The sequence below is a fragment of the Paenibacillus sp. LBL genome (assembly GCF_029893715.1).
In the GTDB taxonomy this organism is placed as follows: Bacteria; Bacillota; Bacilli; order Paenibacillales; family Paenibacillaceae; genus Paenibacillus_AQ; species Paenibacillus_AQ glucanolyticus.
This window is the reverse complement of the sequence record NZ_JARXYU010000001.1, coordinates 1,025,561-1,038,475: the sequence shown is the minus strand read 5'-3', so window position 1 is coordinate 1,038,475 and position 12,915 is coordinate 1,025,561. Positions and strand designations below refer to the sequence as shown.

10 protein-coding genes and 1 riboswitch are annotated in these 12,915 nt (G+C 49.9%); of the genes, 9 read left to right on the top strand and 1 reads right to left on the bottom strand.

The window, feature by feature from the left end; translation table 11 throughout:
* Nucleotides 1-77: 77 nt before the first annotated feature.
* Nucleotides 78-959, top strand: a complete 882-nt coding sequence (locus M2277_RS05020; RefSeq protein WP_148246605.1) for an ROK family protein — start codon at nt 78-80, stop codon at nt 957-959.
* Between the two features lie 200 nt (nt 960-1,159).
* Nucleotides 1,160-2,173, top strand: a complete 1,014-nt coding sequence (locus tag M2277_RS05015) for an HRDC domain-containing protein (protein ID WP_006212211.1) — start codon at nt 1,160-1,162, stop codon at nt 2,171-2,173.
* A 73-nt stretch (nt 2,174-2,246) separates the two neighbouring features.
* Here M2277_RS05015 and corA read toward each other — a convergent pair whose 3' ends face one another.
* Nucleotides 2,247-3,182, bottom strand: a complete 936-nt coding sequence (gene corA, locus M2277_RS05010; RefSeq protein WP_006212209.1) for a magnesium/cobalt transporter CorA — start codon at nt 3,180-3,182, stop codon at nt 2,247-2,249.
* A 442-nt stretch (nt 3,183-3,624) separates the two neighbouring features.
* Nucleotides 3,625-3,753: riboswitch (SAM riboswitch) on the top strand.
* Between the two features lie 132 nt (nt 3,754-3,885).
* On the opposite strand from corA, the gene metA reads away from it, so the two are divergent.
* From metA to M2277_RS04975, 7 genes are all read left to right on the top strand, one after another.
* A complete protein-coding gene (gene metA, locus M2277_RS05005; protein ID WP_006212207.1) occupies nt 3,886-4,803 on the top strand; it encodes a homoserine O-acetyltransferase MetA in 918 nt (305 codons plus the stop codon).
* Nucleotides 4,804-4,827: 24 nt separating this feature from the next.
* Nucleotides 4,828-6,012, top strand: a complete 1,185-nt coding sequence (locus M2277_RS05000; RefSeq protein ID WP_036639671.1) for a PLP-dependent transferase — start codon at nt 4,828-4,830, stop codon at nt 6,010-6,012.
* Nucleotides 6,009-7,286 (top strand): aminotransferase class I/II-fold pyridoxal phosphate-dependent enzyme, encoded by a 1,278-nt coding sequence (locus M2277_RS04995; protein ID WP_280754283.1) that lies wholly within the window; start codon nt 6,009-6,011, stop codon nt 7,284-7,286. The genes M2277_RS05000 and M2277_RS04995 overlap by 4 nt, the downstream gene beginning before the upstream one ends.
* 116 nt (nt 7,287-7,402) lie before the next feature.
* The gene (gene mqnC, locus M2277_RS04990) at nt 7,403-8,536 is read left to right on the top strand and encodes a cyclic dehypoxanthinyl futalosine synthase (RefSeq protein WP_148246606.1); all 1,134 of its coding nucleotides are present in this window, start codon (nt 7,403-7,405) and stop codon (nt 8,534-8,536) included.
* A gap of 173 nt (nt 8,537-8,709) precedes the next feature.
* Nucleotides 8,710-9,615 carry a putative sporulation protein YtxC gene (locus M2277_RS04985; RefSeq protein WP_148246607.1) on the top strand — a complete coding sequence of 302 codons (906 nt, stop codon included), beginning with the start codon at nt 8,710-8,712 and terminating at the stop codon, nt 9,613-9,615.
* A gap of 462 nt (nt 9,616-10,077) precedes the next feature.
* The gene (gene thrS / locus M2277_RS04980; protein ID WP_006212202.1) at nt 10,078-12,015 is read left to right on the top strand and encodes a threonine--tRNA ligase; all 1,938 of its coding nucleotides are present in this window, start codon (nt 10,078-10,080) and stop codon (nt 12,013-12,015) included.
* 93 nt (nt 12,016-12,108) lie between these two features.
* Nucleotides 12,109-12,852: a 3D domain-containing protein gene (locus M2277_RS04975; protein ID WP_006212201.1), complete on the top strand. Its 744-nt coding sequence runs from the start codon at nt 12,109-12,111 to the stop codon at nt 12,850-12,852.
* Nucleotides 12,853-12,915 lie beyond the last annotated feature (63 nt).

Genomic DNA, 12,915 nt, shown 5'->3' with positions numbered 1-12,915 from the left:
CATATGCTTCGAATAGAGCTAGTCAACAACTAAACAGAGACAAGGCACAGCACATCGTGGAGAGGATGGAAGAATGCATGAGTTTACTTGGAGCAATTGAAGCAGGAGGAACCAAGTTCGTTTGCGGCGTGGGCACGGAGGATGGAACGGTAGTAGAGCGTGTGAGCTTTCCGACAACAACCCCTGAAGAAACCATGGCAAACGTCTTTAACTTTTTTGCTGACAAGGATATAGAGGCGATTGGAGTCGGTTCATTCGGACCGATTGACCCGGTGAAGGGCAGCCCGACCTATGGCTGCATTACGACAACACCGAAGCCGCATTGGAGCAATTACAATATCGTGAAGGCGTTGAAGGAACGCTTTGATGTTCCTATAGGATTCGATACAGATGTAAACGGTGCAGCTCTCGGTGAGTATACCTGGGGAGCGGCTCAGGGACTGGACAGCTGTCTTTATATTACGATTGGTACTGGAGTAGGGGCAGGCGCAGTGGTTTCAGGCGAACTGATCCATGGTCTGTCACATCCGGAGATGGGACATATTTATGTGCGCCGCCACCCGGAAGACCAGTATGAAGGAACTTGCCCTTACCATGCAGACTGTTTGGAGGGTCTTGCAGCTGGTCCATCGCTCAGCAAACGCTGGGGAGTTCCAGGGGTAGAATTGACACCGGATCATCCAGCCTGGGAGATGGAAGCCCATTATCTGGCTCAAGCGCTGATGAATTATGTGCTGATCTTGTCCCCGCAGCGAATCGTGATGGGCGGAGGCGTCATGAAGCAGGAGCAGCTGCTCCCGCTGATACGTACGAAGCTCCAGGAGCTGCTGGCGGGATATGTCCAGCATCCAAGCCTTCATGATGCCATTGATCAATTCATCGTACCGCCAATGCTGGGAGATAACGCAGGTCTTTGCGGTGCCTTGGCACTGGCCAAGCTGGCGGTGGATGAAGCGTAGAGCGTTCAAGCGTAACGCTTTATTTCTTGTAAACCATGAGTGAAAAAACCTGTTGGATTACGTTACAAAATATGGTATTATAGTTTCAACAGTATAATCGTTGGAACGGGAAGCACCTTTCTTGACGCTGCGGCGGAGGAGAGGTGCTTTTTTGCGTTGTCCTATCGTTGTGCTGAATGAGTAACGGGAGGCAGTGAGGGATGTTAATTGTGTTCATGAATCAAATGAGCGGAGCGGATGAGTCGGGTCATCTCCGTTCTGCTCAAGTATGGATCGGCGAGGATGAAGGAGTATGGCGGCTCGGTTGGCGGAATATAGAGCCGGACGGTGAGGTACTCGATGACGAATGGTATGAAGGGAACTCATGGAATGAGCTGTTATGTGTGTACCGACACCGATTGGCGATGAAGCTCGGGGAAGGATTTCGGCCGCTGATCGAGGGGATATTTCATGAACCGGGAGAGAGTGCCGGCAAGAATCTGGGCGTGCAGAAGCTGCAGTGTTACAGTGAGCTGTACGGCTCGGAGGAGCTGTATACAGAACTGTGCGCCTGGCGCAGAAGGAAGGCGGCATCCGGGAGAAAAGCACCTTACTTTATTGCTAGTAATCGGGTTTTGAGACTAATCAGTGCTTTTGTTCCCCAAACGGAGGAGGAGCTGCTGCAGCTTCCTGGAATCGGGGTTAGCAAGGCCTCGGAGCACGGAGTAGAATGGTTGGAAATGACGGCAAGAATCCAGCGCACAACAACGTTTCCGCTGAATTGGGTAGACGCGCAGCTGCAGGAAGAGGTGTTCTTATCCTGGCTGTACAAGCAGAAGGAACAGAAATATAAACAGGAGCTGGATCGCTTTCGCATTCGTCGTACCGTGCTGCTTGGCATAGCCGAGGGAGTGTCGCTAACCCAGCTGGAAGAGCGTACATCGTTATCAAGGCGGGATTTGGTCGAGGAATTGGAAGGGCTCGAGAAGGAGGGCTATGACACCGAGCAGCTGCTGCAAGTAGAATTGGATGAGATTACGGATTTGGAGCAGGAGACGGTATGGAAGGCGTTCGAGGAGCTGGGCGATACGTTTCTTAAGCCGGTATTGCAGCGCGTGTATGGACAATCTCCGAATGGTGATGAGGCTGGCGGAACGGAGCGGCTGTATGAGCGGCTTCGCCTGATGCGGATTCGCTTTCGCCGGGAAGAGCCCGGGAAGGCAAAAGTCGGCTAATAGGCATTAACGAAATCAGGACGGAATCTCCTATGAGCAAGGAGGTCCGTCCTGATTATATGAATCCTATATATCATATCCAGTCTTTTTTGCGGAACAAATAGAACATGAGAGCGCCGGCAAATACCATGATGCCGATAACAACATAATACGAATATTTCCAATGAAGTTCAGGCATATAGTCAAAGTTCATACCATAAATGCCCGTAATCAGCGTTAGTGGAATGAAGATGGTTGTAATGGCCGTGAAGACGCGCATAATTTCATTCGCCCGATTGGCGATACTGGATTGGTAAGCCTCGCGAAGGTTACCCATGAGATCCCGATAGGTCTCAAACGTTTCTGAAATTTTAACGGCATTCTCATAGATGTCACTGAAATATTTCTGCAGTTGGTCATCGATTAGCCGGAGATCCTTTTTGTTCAAGGTGTTGATAACTTCCTTCTGAGGTCCAAGGACTTTTTTTAGCCACAGGATTTCACTGCGCAGGCCGATGATTTCACTGAGATGAGATTTCTTGGTATGCATGAGGATGTCTTCCTCCAGCTTCTCGATCCGTGCTTCAATGCGGTCCCCGACAGAGAAATAATTGTCTGTGACGAGGTCGATCAACAGATAGAGGAAACGGTCAGGCGTGCTAACCTCATCCTCCCAAAGGAGCGGCTTCACCGAACGGAGTTCATGAATCTTCTGCTTGGTTACCGTAATAATAAAATGTCTGCCCAGGAAAACGTTTAATGCCCGAAGAAAAATTTCCTCGTCGTCAAACCGGATGCTGTTCACGACGATAAAATAATGGTTCTCATATATTTCGATTTTGGGACGCTGTTCCTCTTCACTGAGACAGTCCTCAACTGCAAGATCATGCAGGGAGAAGAGGGGCTGCAGCTCGGCTAAATCATCCACGTCTGCATCCAGCCAGTAGAAGCCGCTGGCCGGAGCTGTCAGCGTCATTTCGATGTCTTCAACAGGGGTAAATACACCCGAATCGACCAACCGGATTTTCATCTGATATCACTCCTTTGTCAATTACAAGCTGCTTGGTTAAGCAGTAAAGGCACAGGATATCAGCTAACCGGCGTACAGGCATAATCTAAGGAAGGGATGAATACGATAAAAGCGCATGAAAAATAACGCTGCCCTCTGCCGGTAAGCTGATCTTAATCCTATGCGGTTGTGCGTCTTGTGCATCCACTTTCTGGCTCGGGTCACCGTCCATCTTCCATGTCACCTCTTTCATACTCGGTTTCAAACAGCACTTGTCTAGTATAACGCCGGGTGTGGGACCTTTCAAGTTGAAATCCGGCGTATGCAAGACCCTAGTACAGGGTATGGGAGCCCACGGTGAAGTGTGACGGATTAAACGAAAAGGTTCTTGACGAACAATTGCGGATGATTTAAAGTAAATATCAATTACGAACCATGTTTGAAGACAATTGAATAAAGCGAAATCTTATCAAGAGCAGGTGGAGGGACTAGCCCTATGAAACCCGGCAACCGGCGGCAACATCGCACGGTGCTAATTCTTGCAGGAGATACGACGATTCTTATGAGCCGCGTATAGCCTGACAGATGAGAGAGGCGCATTGTGATACGTATATGATGACCTTTCTCTACTTGAGAAAGGTCATTCTTGCGTTTATACAGTCTAACGCTCTTTCTCACAGCTTAAATGGATGTATCATTTCACAATTTGAAGGAGTGAGCCCTTATGCCAATTAAAATTCCGGATGCCTTGCCGGCAAAGGAAGTTCTGGCTGGAGAAAACATTTTTGTAATGGATGAAAGCCATGCCTTTCACCAGGATATCCGCCCATTGCGGATAGCTATTCTGAATTTGATGCCTACCAAGGAAACCACGGAGACGCAATTGCTACGATTGATCGGTAACTCCCCTCTTCAGGTGGACGTTGTGCTTCTTCATCCCAGCTCCCACGTTTCGAAGAACACGTCGGCAGAGCATCTTGAATCCTTTTACAAAACCTTTGAGGAAGTGAAGAACCGCCGTTTTGACGGCATGATCATTACAGGAGCCCCGGTGGAGCAGTTGGAATTTGAAGAAGTAAATTACTGGAATGAGCTCACCGAGATTTTTGAATGGAGCAAGACGCATGTGACTTCCACGCTGCACATCTGCTGGGCGTCTCAGGCAGGGCTTTATTATCATTACGGTGTGCCCAAGTACAGCCTGGAGGAAAAATGCTTTGGCGTATTCCCTCATACGATTAATGAGGCGTGTACCAAGCTTCTTCGCGGCTTTGACGAATTGTTCTTTGTTCCGCACTCCCGTCATACGGAATTTCGGCGCGAGGACATTACAGGGATTGACGATCTGGTCATCCTGTCCGAGTCGGAGGAAGCAGGAATCTACTTGGTTTCAAGCCGGGACGGAAAACAGATTTTTGCCACAGGACATTCCGAGTATGATGCAGACTCTCTGAAGTGGGAATATGACCGCGATGCTGCCAAAGGATTGGACATTGCCCTGCCGCGCAATTATTACCCGAATGATGATCCAACCAGAACGCCTCCATCCATATGGCGTGCGCATGCAAATTTATTATTTACTAATTGGCTCAATTACTATGTATATCAAGAAACGCCATACGATATTGGTCCGCAAATATAGCAGCGTACAGGAGGAGAGTAAGTGATGGAGAAGAAACCATTAAGTATAGAGAGCCGGCTGGCACAGATCGGATCGGTGCAGGAGCCGGTGACAGGTGCAGTTACATTTCCGATATATCAAGCGACGGCCTACCGTCATCCGAAATTAGGGCAGAGCACGGGTTTTGATTATGCCCGCACGAAAAATCCCACCCGATCGGTATTGGAGGATGCCTGCGCAGAGCTGGAATCCGGTGATGCCGGATTTGCATGCAGCTCAGGCATGGCTGCGCTGCAGACGATATTTTCCCTTTTCGGTCAGGGGGATCATCTGATTGTTTCGCTGGATCTGTATGGAGGAACGTACCGGCTGTTAGAGCGGATTATGTCCAAGTTCGGCGTAACGGCGACCTATGTGGATACGAATGACATGGATGCACTGGAGCGGTCCAGGCAGTCAAACACGAAGGCTGTGTTTATCGAGACACCGACCAATCCGCTTATGATGATTACGGATATCGAAGCTGTCTGTACATGGGCAAGACATCATCAGCTCATCAGCATCGTGGATAATACACTGTTAACTCCATACTTCCAAAGACCGATTGAGCTTGGGGCAGATATCGTCATACATAGTGCCACCAAGTATTTGGGAGGACATAATGATGTGCTGGCCGGCATTATCGTAACGAAAGGCAAAGAGTTATCAGAGGAGATGGCTTTCCTGCACAACTCCATTGGCGCAGTATTAAGCCCGTCTGATTCCTATCAGCTGATGAGGGGAATGAAGACACTTGCGCTTCGGATGGAGCGGCATGAAAGTAATGCAACTGCGCTTGCTACATTCTTGACCACACACCCTGCGATTGGCGAAGTGTTTTATCCTGCACTGCCGGATCATCCGGGGCATGACATACAGAATCGTCAATCCAGCGGCAACACGGGCATCTTCTCGTTTAAGGTGAAAGACGCCCGCTATGTAGAGCCTGTACTAAGACATATTACACTGATTGCGTTTGCCGAAAGTCTGGGCGGTGTGGAATCGTTGATGACGTACCCGGCCGTCCAGACTCATGCGGATATCCCGATTGAGATTCGCGAGGCTATCGGTGTAGATGACCGTTTGCTGAGGTTCTCGGTTGGCATTGAGCATGCGGAGGATTTGATCGCTGATCTGGATGCTGCCCTGAACGCAGCCATGGCTGAAGTGGAAGGGAGCACCGGAGAATGAGTATCGATAAAGGTCCATCAGGATTGGAGTCACAAGTCAACGGCAACAGCGTGCCGGGAAAAAAAGGTCGCGAAGGCGATGAACTCCGATTTGAAACCAAATTGCTTCATTTCGGCGGAGAGATCGACCGGGCAACCGGTGCATCGAGTGTTCCGATATATCAAGCCTCCACGTTTCACCATGAGGATATTTTCAACCCGCCGCTGCATGATTACAGCCGTTCCGGCAATCCGACGAGACAGGCTTTGGAGGATTATATCGCCCTCCTGGAGGGAGGCGCGCGCGGCTTTGCCTACGCTTCCGGCATGGCGGCGATTTCCAGCTCATTCATGCTGTTATCTGCCGGCGATCATATGATTGTAACGGAGGATGTCTATGGCGGAACCTACCGCCTGCTGACCAGCATTCTGAGCCGTATGGGCATCGAGAGCACTTTTGTTGACATGACGGATTTGGATCAGGTGAAGGCGGCGCTCAAACCGAACACAAAAGCTGTGTATATGGAAACACCTTCGAACCCGACGCTGAAGATTACCGACATCGGTGCAGTGACGGATTGGGCGAAGGAGCATGGTCTGCTCACCCTGCTGGATAATACGTTCATGACTCCGTTTTACCAGCGTCCGATCGAGTTTGGCGTGGATATTGTCATCCACAGTGCCACCAAATTCCTTGGCGGGCACAGTGATGTGCTGGCAGGTCTCGCTGTTGCGAGAACACAGGAATTGGGAGACCAATTGAAGCAGCTGCAAAATGGTCTGGGCACCGTGCTTGGCGTTCAGGATTCCTGGCTGCTGATGCGAGGAATGAAAACCCTCAGCACGCGCATGGCTCATTCGGAGCAAAGTGCAGCCAAGCTGGCAGCCTGGCTGCAAGGCAGAAGCGACATTAAGCAAGTGTATTATCCCGGCCTGCTGAGCCATCCTGGTCGGGAAGTGCACGAGAAGCAGTCCAGCGGTTATGGCGCGGTGATCTCCTTCGATGTCGGCTCGGGCGAGCGGGCGAAGGAGGTGCTGAACCATGTGAAGCTGCCGCTTGTAGCGGTGAGTCTGGGTGCTGTGGAGAGCATCCTGTCGTACCCGACGATGATGTCCCATGCGGCCATGGGCGAGAAGGTTCGGCATGAACGCGGCATTACGGATGGTCTGCTTCGTTTCTCGGTCGGACTTGAGGATGTGGATGACCTGATCGCTGATCTGGATCGTGGTTTTGCCGCCAGTCATGAAGTTCCAAGACGAAGTGATGAACTGAATATACGCTCTGCCAAATCATAGAATTCGGCATCCTGTCACGGACGGGATGTCGTTTTTGCTGGCGGAATGTGGTAGGATGGGATAGATGAAGTTTTACTGGTGCTTTGTAATTTTGTTCTAATAGGGAGGCTGCAAGAATGAGTGCGGTAAACCGTATTTTGGATAAAGCTTTACGCGGTGATCGTTTAGATCTGGAAGATACTGTTACGCTGTTTGAGAGTGATGAGATTGAGAAGATTGGACATGCGGCGAATGTTATGACAAAGCGTCTGCATCCCGATCCCATCACAACATTTGTTATTGGCCGGAATATTAACTACACGAACATTTGTGATGTATTCTGCCGTTTTTGTGCTTTTTACCGCAGACCCGGCTCTTCAGAGGGGTATGTTCTGCCCGATGAGACCATCTTCCAGAAGATTCAGGAAACCGAGGACGTGAACGGTACTGAAATTCTGATGCAAGGCGGAGTTAACCCGGATTTGCCTTTCACTTATTATACGGATCTGCTCCGCAACATTAAGAAGCGGTTTCCTAACATTACGATGCATTCCTTCTCGCCTGCGGAAATCATGAAGATGGTTGAGATCTCCGGGCTGACGCTGGAAGAGGTTATGCGTGAGCTTCATGCGGCTGGTCTCGACTCCTTGCCTGGCGGCGGTGCAGAAATTCTGGATGATCGTATCCGCAAAAAAGTCAGCCGTCTGAAAGGCACATGGCGCCAATGGATGGATGTTATGCAAACGGCTCATAAAGTCGGCATGAATACAACGGCTACGATGGTTATCGGTCTTGGCGAATCGATGGAAGAGCGTGCGCTGCATATGCTTCGTGTACGTGATGCGCAGGATGAATGCATTCAGAACGGTTACGATTCCAAGGGCTTCCTGGCCTTCATTCCGTTTACCTTCCAACCGGACAATACGAACCTTAAGCGTGAACGTGAAACACCGGAAGCGTATTTGAAGACAGTAGCGATCGGTCGTCTGGCCATCGACAACGTACCGAATTTGCAATCGTCCTGGGTAACGATGGGTCCTGAGGTTGGTAAGCTGTCCCTTACTTATGGCTGTAATGACTTTGGCAGCACGATGATGGAGGAGAACGTCGTATCTTCCGCAGGTGCCGTATACAAGGTCAATATTGAATCCATTATTCAATTGATCCGCGAGACCGGAAATATCCCGGCTCAGCGCAACACCCGCTATGATATTCTTCGTGTTTTTGAAGATAACAGCACCGTTGAGCGCGACTTTGTTATGCAGAACTAATCTTATACTTTCTGATTTGTTTAGGGTGGGCCGAAGGATTTCGGCTCGCCTTTTTATTATGCAGACCATTTATTAGATATTCTCCGGACTTGCTTGTTTTTCCAAGCGAGAGTTCCGTATATCCCCGAGCGGGTCCCCATATACTGAAAAGGGAACTCGAAAGGAGTGATTCCATGGAACTGTTCAGCATTTCTGTCGGTACAAGGACGGAAGACGAGAAAAAGACGTTTCACCGTATATTGTCAGACAAGCAGAAAGAGCTACATAAACAATGCAAGCAGCTGAAATTCGCATTCACCGCTTCGAATGACCGCGTTATTTGGACGTGCTCCGGCAAACTTCCGCTATCCTCATGGACCGTATCTGCCGACACGCTGCGGCGGCTCACTTCCGAAGCAGTCACTGCTTATATTATGGAAGAGAAGGAGCAGGAGATTGCTGCACGGTTGATGTTCTCGGAATTCGAGTTTGATGACGAGGAAGAAGCAGGGCGGATTCTGCAGTGGTTCCTCATGCTGCTGCAGAAGGAAGAGGGCCCGTCGGGGGACTTCTGGCAGAGCCGCAGGCGCAGGCTGTCTGAGGGCATCTATCAATGCCTTAACGAGTCACCGGAGCTTAATCTGGATGGGTTCATGACCTTCCGTCTTCAGTCCTATGAACAGGAGCTCCGCGAGATGGCGGAGTATGCAGTGGATGAATTTATGCTGGATCAGCAGTACGAGGAATTTGTGAGCCTGCTGAAATATTTTGTCTATTTCCAAGAGCCGAAAATGCCGCTGGTCCATGTGATTCATAAAGGGGATGAAGATTTTCTGCTGCTGGACGGCAATCTTCGGCCGATTGAGCGTCCTCGCGATGACGGACTTGTGATGGAGAGGCTTGATCAAGAGATGGAGATTGAGGATATGGTCGTCAGTACATTGATAGCCGTGTCACCGGCTCGAATGATTATCCACACGAGACAGCCGGAGCTTCCTGTCATTGTGACACTGGCCCATATTTTTGATAACCGTGCCGAAGTATGCTGCAGCTGTCCGGAATGCAGTGCACTTCTTGGAAGTGGTCGAATGATGACTTGACGTTTCGAAGCAGTCAGGATTATAATTACTGATAAATTCACGTAAAAGCTCTGACAAAGACATGAATCAATTCGGATTAGACCGCTCAGAGAGAGGAAACCTCGGCTGCAAATTTCCTCCGGTTCACCATTGGTTTACCCCTTTGTAGCTGTGTCGTCGAACCCGCACATCAAGATCAATGCGGATGAGTAGGCTTCACCGGTTCATGACCGTTACTTCATGCTGATGAAGGATCTTCTTGATGATGTACCAGGTACATCCATTGATGGAGAGATCGAATTAGGGTGGAACCACGGGTATAACACTCGTCCCTTCGCGGGACGGGTGTTTTTTGCATGTTCCGGCGTCTGACGGAGAGTGCACGGGTTTGTGAATCCGAGCGCTTGCTTGCGGAGGGAACTGGACTAACGCGTCCTTCATATATGGAAGAAACGTGAAAACCTTTTTTGGGAGGAATACAAGGTGGCTATTAACATTAAATTGCCTGACGGCTCTGTACGCGAGTATGAGGCAGGCAGCAGTATCGAAGATGTGGCTGCATCGATCAGCAGCGGGTTAAGAAAGAATGCAGTTGCGGGCAAACTGGACGGGATTGTCGTTGATTTATCAACGCCGCTGCAAGACGGAGCCTTGATTGAGATCGTTACGCAAGATACGCCCGAAGGGCTTGAAGTGATGCGTCACAGTACAGCGCACTTGCTGGCGCAAGCAACCAAGCGGTTGTATGGAGCAAAAGAAGTCAAGCTGGGCGTGGGTCCCGTCATTGAGGATGGCTTCTATTATGACATGGATCTGGAGGAGCCGTTGAATCCGGAGGATCTGCAAAAGATTGAGAAGGAAATGGAACGCATCATCGGCGAGAATCTTCCGATTGTCCGCAAGGAAGTAAGCCGTGCAGAAGCCCTGCGCGTATTCGGCGAGCTCGGGGATCCATACAAGCTGGAGCTTATTAATGCCTTGCCTGAGGATAGTGTCATTACAATTTATGAACAGGGCGAATTCTTTGACCTTTGCCGTGGACCGCATGTTCCTTCAACCGGCAAGATCAAAGTATTTAAATTGATGAATGTGGCGGGTGCATACTGGCGCGGTGACAGCAAGAATAAAATGCTCCAGCGCGTATACGGCACAGCGTTTGTAAAAAAAGCGCAGCTGGATGAGCATCTTCACCTGCTCGAGGAAGCCAAGAAGCGGGATCACAGAAAGCTTGGCAAGGAACTGCAAATGTTTACGTTCTCGCAGCTTGTTGGACAAGGCCTGCCGATCTGGCTGCCAAACGGTGCGAAATTGCGCCGTACCCTGGAGCGTTATATCGTTGACATGGAGGAGCGTCTTGGTTACCAGCACGTATACACGCCTGTTCTCGGAAACGTGGAACTGTACAAAACCTCGGGTCACTGGGAGCACTATCAGGAGGACATGTTCCCGAAAATGGAGATGGACAACGAAGAACTGGTCCTTCGCCCTATGAACTGTCCTCACCATATGATGGTGTATAAGAGCGATATGCACAGCTACCGGGATCTGCCGATCCGCATTGCCGAGCTTGGCATGCAGCATCGTTACGAGATGTCCGGGGCACTGACCGGCCTGCATCGCGTACGTGCGATGACGTTGAACGACTCGCATATCTTCTGTCGTCCGGATCAGATCAAGGAGGAATTTGCGAGAGTCATTCAACTGATCATGACGGTTTATAAAGACTTCGGCATTCATGATTACCGTTTCCGCTTGTCGTATCGGGATCCTCAGGATACCGAGAAGTATTTCCAAAACGATGAGATGTGGGAAATGTCCCAGCGCATGCTGCGTGAAGTTGTGGAAAGCCTCGACATGCCGTTCTATGAAGCGGAAGGTGAAGCGGCCTTCTATGGTCCGAAGCTGGACGTGCAGATTCGTACGGCACTGGGCAAGGAAGAAACGCTGTCCACCGTTCAACTCGACTTCCTGCTTCCGGAGCGCTTTGAACTGGAATACGTTGGGGACGACGGTCAAAAGCACCGTCCGGTTGTTATCCACCGCGGTATTCTGGGCACCATGGAACGCTTTACGGCATTTTTGCTCGAAAATTTTGCAGGCGCACTGCCGCTGTGGCTCTCGCCTGTACAGGTTAAGGTGATTCCGGTCTCCAACGCCTTTGAAGACTACGCCAAGGAAGTGGCGGAGAAGCTTCAATTCGCAGGCATCTCGGTAGAGCCGGATCTTCGCAATGAGAAGCTGGGCTACAAGATTCGCGAAGCACAGCTTGAGAAGATTCCTTACATGTTCATCGTAGGTGAGAATGAGAAAAATGCGGGTGCCGTTTCCGTTCGCAAACGCGGCGAAGGGGATATCGGCGCGCAGTCGCTGGACGATATCATCCTCAAGCTTCGTGAAGAAATCAACACCCATGTCGTTTAAGTTGAAGTAAGAAGAGCAGCATGCAAACCTCTGCCAAGATGTATATTCTATTTGAGAAGTGGGAACCCTCGCTAGTAAGGGGGAGGTACTCACATGATCCAATGGAAAACATGGCAGAGGTTTTTTGCTGGTTTTATTTTATCAGCAGTCTTGTTTAGTGCAGGTTCTTCAACAGTAGATGCCTACAACTTGATTCTAAGCGAATCCTTCGAATCAACAGACACCAGGAATGTTTATGAACCTTACGGGGAAATTCAAGGCTCCGATTACATCGAAATGTCTCGGTTCTATGCGCTCCGAGTAGCAGGGTTCAGTGATATCAATAGATACTTGGAAATTCCCGACACAGCCAAGAGAAGTGAGCCTGACAAGAAGCGTGGATCCGTTCCTGTGCTTGCACCGAAGGATGATCAGGTGCTGCACACCGTGAAGGTAACCGCTACCGGGTACACGGCCGGTTATGAATCCACCGGGAAGAAGCCGGGACATCCGCAGTATGGAATTACCTATTCCGGTGTGAAGGTTAAGCGGGATCGAAATACGCTGTCAACGATTGCCGCAGACCCGGATGTGTTTCCAATCGGGAGCATTCTCTATGTCCCAGGCTATGGGTATGGCATTGTAGCGGATATCGGGTCTGCCATCAAAGGCCAGAAAATCGACCTTTACTTCTCCACAACCAAGCAGGTGTTTAAAGAGTGGGGTAAAAAGGACGTCGAGGTGCAGGTCATTAAGACCGGCAGCGGCAAATGTACGGAAGAAATGCTGAAGACGCTAGATAATGCAATTGAGACCTATCACTTCCTGCCTTCATCGGTGCTTGAAGAAGCAATTTAAGGCTCTTTAAGCACGCGCTCAAGGAATAAAGATTTCGGAATAATGACTGCTTGTTCTTCGCAT

What these genes read in the sequence shown, in the direction of transcription:
- M2277_RS05020 (WP_148246605.1), top strand. Translation starts at nt 78, where the DNA reads ATGAGTTTACTTGGAGCAATTGAAGCAGGAGGAACCAAGTTCGTTTGC.
- M2277_RS05015 (WP_006212211.1), top strand. Translation starts at nt 1,160, where the DNA reads ATGTTAATTGTGTTCATGAATCAAATGAGCGGAGCGGATGAGTCGGGT.
- corA (WP_006212209.1), bottom strand. Translation starts at nt 3,182, where the DNA reads ATGAAAATCCGGTTGGTCGATTCGGGTGTATTTACCCCTGTTGAAGAC.
- metA (WP_006212207.1), top strand. Translation starts at nt 3,886, where the DNA reads ATGCCAATTAAAATTCCGGATGCCTTGCCGGCAAAGGAAGTTCTGGCT.
- M2277_RS05000 (WP_036639671.1), top strand. Translation starts at nt 4,828, where the DNA reads ATGGAGAAGAAACCATTAAGTATAGAGAGCCGGCTGGCACAGATCGGA.
- M2277_RS04995 (WP_280754283.1), top strand. Translation starts at nt 6,009, where the DNA reads ATGAGTATCGATAAAGGTCCATCAGGATTGGAGTCACAAGTCAACGGC.
- mqnC (WP_148246606.1), top strand. Translation starts at nt 7,403, where the DNA reads ATGAGTGCGGTAAACCGTATTTTGGATAAAGCTTTACGCGGTGATCGT.
- M2277_RS04985 (WP_148246607.1), top strand. Translation starts at nt 8,710, where the DNA reads ATGGAACTGTTCAGCATTTCTGTCGGTACAAGGACGGAAGACGAGAAA.
- M2277_RS04975 (WP_006212201.1), top strand. Translation starts at nt 12,109, where the DNA reads ATGATCCAATGGAAAACATGGCAGAGGTTTTTTGCTGGTTTTATTTTA.